The sequence below is a fragment of the Natrialba taiwanensis DSM 12281 genome, assembly GCF_000337595.1.
Taxonomy (GTDB): domain Archaea; phylum Halobacteriota; class Halobacteria; order Halobacteriales; family Natrialbaceae; genus Natrialba; species Natrialba taiwanensis.
Window position 1 is genome coordinate 1 of the sequence record NZ_AOIL01000026.1, and the last position, 1,943, is coordinate 1,943.

The window sequence follows — 1,943 nt, forward strand, 5'->3', positions numbered from 1 at the left end:
GGGTCGCCGAAAATCGAACCGACCCCACCACCCACCACAGGGACCTATAACGGTGTCTAGGGGGACCCCACCCGGCACCTCTCACCTCGCGGTGGGACCGACCGATCTAGTCTGGTGGCGGTCCTCTATCCTCGTCGCGCCGGAAGTCTCCCGACGCAGCCGACACCCAGTCCTCGACGATCGGATCCCACGCCATCAGTGACCAGTCCTCCTCGAGCGCACTGCCGTCACGATCGTCGCCGCCCGGATCGCGTGGATCGAGATCGACGTCGGCGCTAGATCCGTACCGCCGCGACCCCGACGGCAGGAACGACAGCGAGCCACGACCGAGGTACGCACTGATGTAGTGCGCCGCGTTCCGTGCGTCCACCCGCCGGATGTCCACCACCCGGCCGAGGCCGACGCGCTCGGCCAACTGCGACAGTTCCCGCTGCGGCAGGAACCGATCCACGAGCAGGTGCAGGTGCGGCCGGTCCCGCTCGTCTCCCTCGTGCCGCACCCACAGATACGACAGGTTTGGATAGCGGTCCCTCAGTTCCGTCCTCAGCGCGTTCCACCGATCGGTGATGTACTCGTGCTTCTCCTCCTTCGACGCGGGCGCTCTGCGGTCCACTGTGAGCGTCAGGAACCGACGCATCTCCGGGCGCTCCTCCGTGATCCGTTCTATCTCCTCGATCAGTCCCATCCTCAGCCGGTGGCCGCAACACTCGCAGTCCCACGAACCGCAACGGTACGACGCCTGTTCCCCCGATTCTGTCTGGTACTTCAGGTGCGCCAAGTCCTTCCGGCAGTCCGGCCGCTCCCGATCCGGCCCGCAATCCCAGTCCCGACCGAGCCGTGACTGCTCATCCAACTCGACCTCGCCGTCGACGGGATCCGCGCTCACTCCGACCACCCCGACCGACGCGATCGCGAGCTGCTCCACGAGTGGCCCGACAGCACGTCCGGCCCAGCTGGGGCGGCACTATCCGACGACCGCGACGAAGACGAGCCGGTGGCACCGCACCGCACCATAGCCACCGGCACGTCTTCTACCGCACCGCACGGTGGAACGCCTGAATTGGCGAAGCATAGCGGCTCTTGAGTTGTTCTAACTAGCGTCGAGTAAAGACCGCACCGCCGCCGCACCGCCACCGCACAAGATAGCCCCCTCCCGCCGGTCGGGGGCGTGCGGATCGGGCGGCCCTCGAGCCGGGTACGCCGGCTCTCGGGCAAATCAAGATCGCCCGATCCTTGCGGTGGATCGGCGCTTAGTCGTCCAGACCGAGCGTTTCCGTGAACCGTCGAAACACTTACTGACTCGGCTGAGAGAGGACAGAGCGAGGACGAACCCTCCGGCCAAGAGGTTTCCACCGGGCGATTCTGCCACAAATCGCGTCCGGTGGAATCGTCCGTCGCCCGGGCCTTCTCCGGGCATTCACTCACGTTGCGTAGCTTTGACTGCGACGAGAACGACTAGCCCCTTAAAGAATACTGACCTTTCACCCCGGCAGAACATCTACCTATCCCGATACTACCAACACGCCCACATATTGTTATTAGCAGTTCTAACCATAGCCAGACAGAACCCGAAACCGCATGACAGCGCAGGGGTCGCCGATCGCCCCGGAGTATCACCCATCACAACTTACCGCCGTCTTGCGATTCTTCCCCCTGTCGAATCCCGGCCCTATCCGTACAATCGCAGGACGGCGTAAGGATACCCCTGTCTGAACCGCCACAACTTACCGCCGTCTTGCGATTCTCCCACCACAATCACTCGCCCCTCCGCTCCCTAATCGCAGGACGGCGCAAGGGTCGCCGAAAATCGAACCGACCCCACCACCCACCACAGGGACCTATAACGGTGTCTAGGGGGACCCCACCCGGCACCTCTCACCTCGCGGTGGGACCGACCGATCTAGTCTGGGGGCGGTCCTCTATCCCTGTCTCTTATACACATC

At 64.1% G+C, this 1,943-nt stretch carries 1 protein-coding gene; it reads right to left on the reverse strand.

Going from position 1 to position 1,943, the window contains the following annotated elements:
- Positions 1 to 106 precede the first annotated feature (106 nt).
- Positions 107 to 925 (reverse strand): rolling circle replication-associated protein, encoded by an 819-nt coding sequence (locus C484_RS07915; RefSeq protein WP_004045523.1) that lies wholly within the window; start codon positions 923 to 925, stop codon positions 107 to 109.
- Between the last annotated feature and the right edge of the window lie 1,018 nt (positions 926 to 1,943).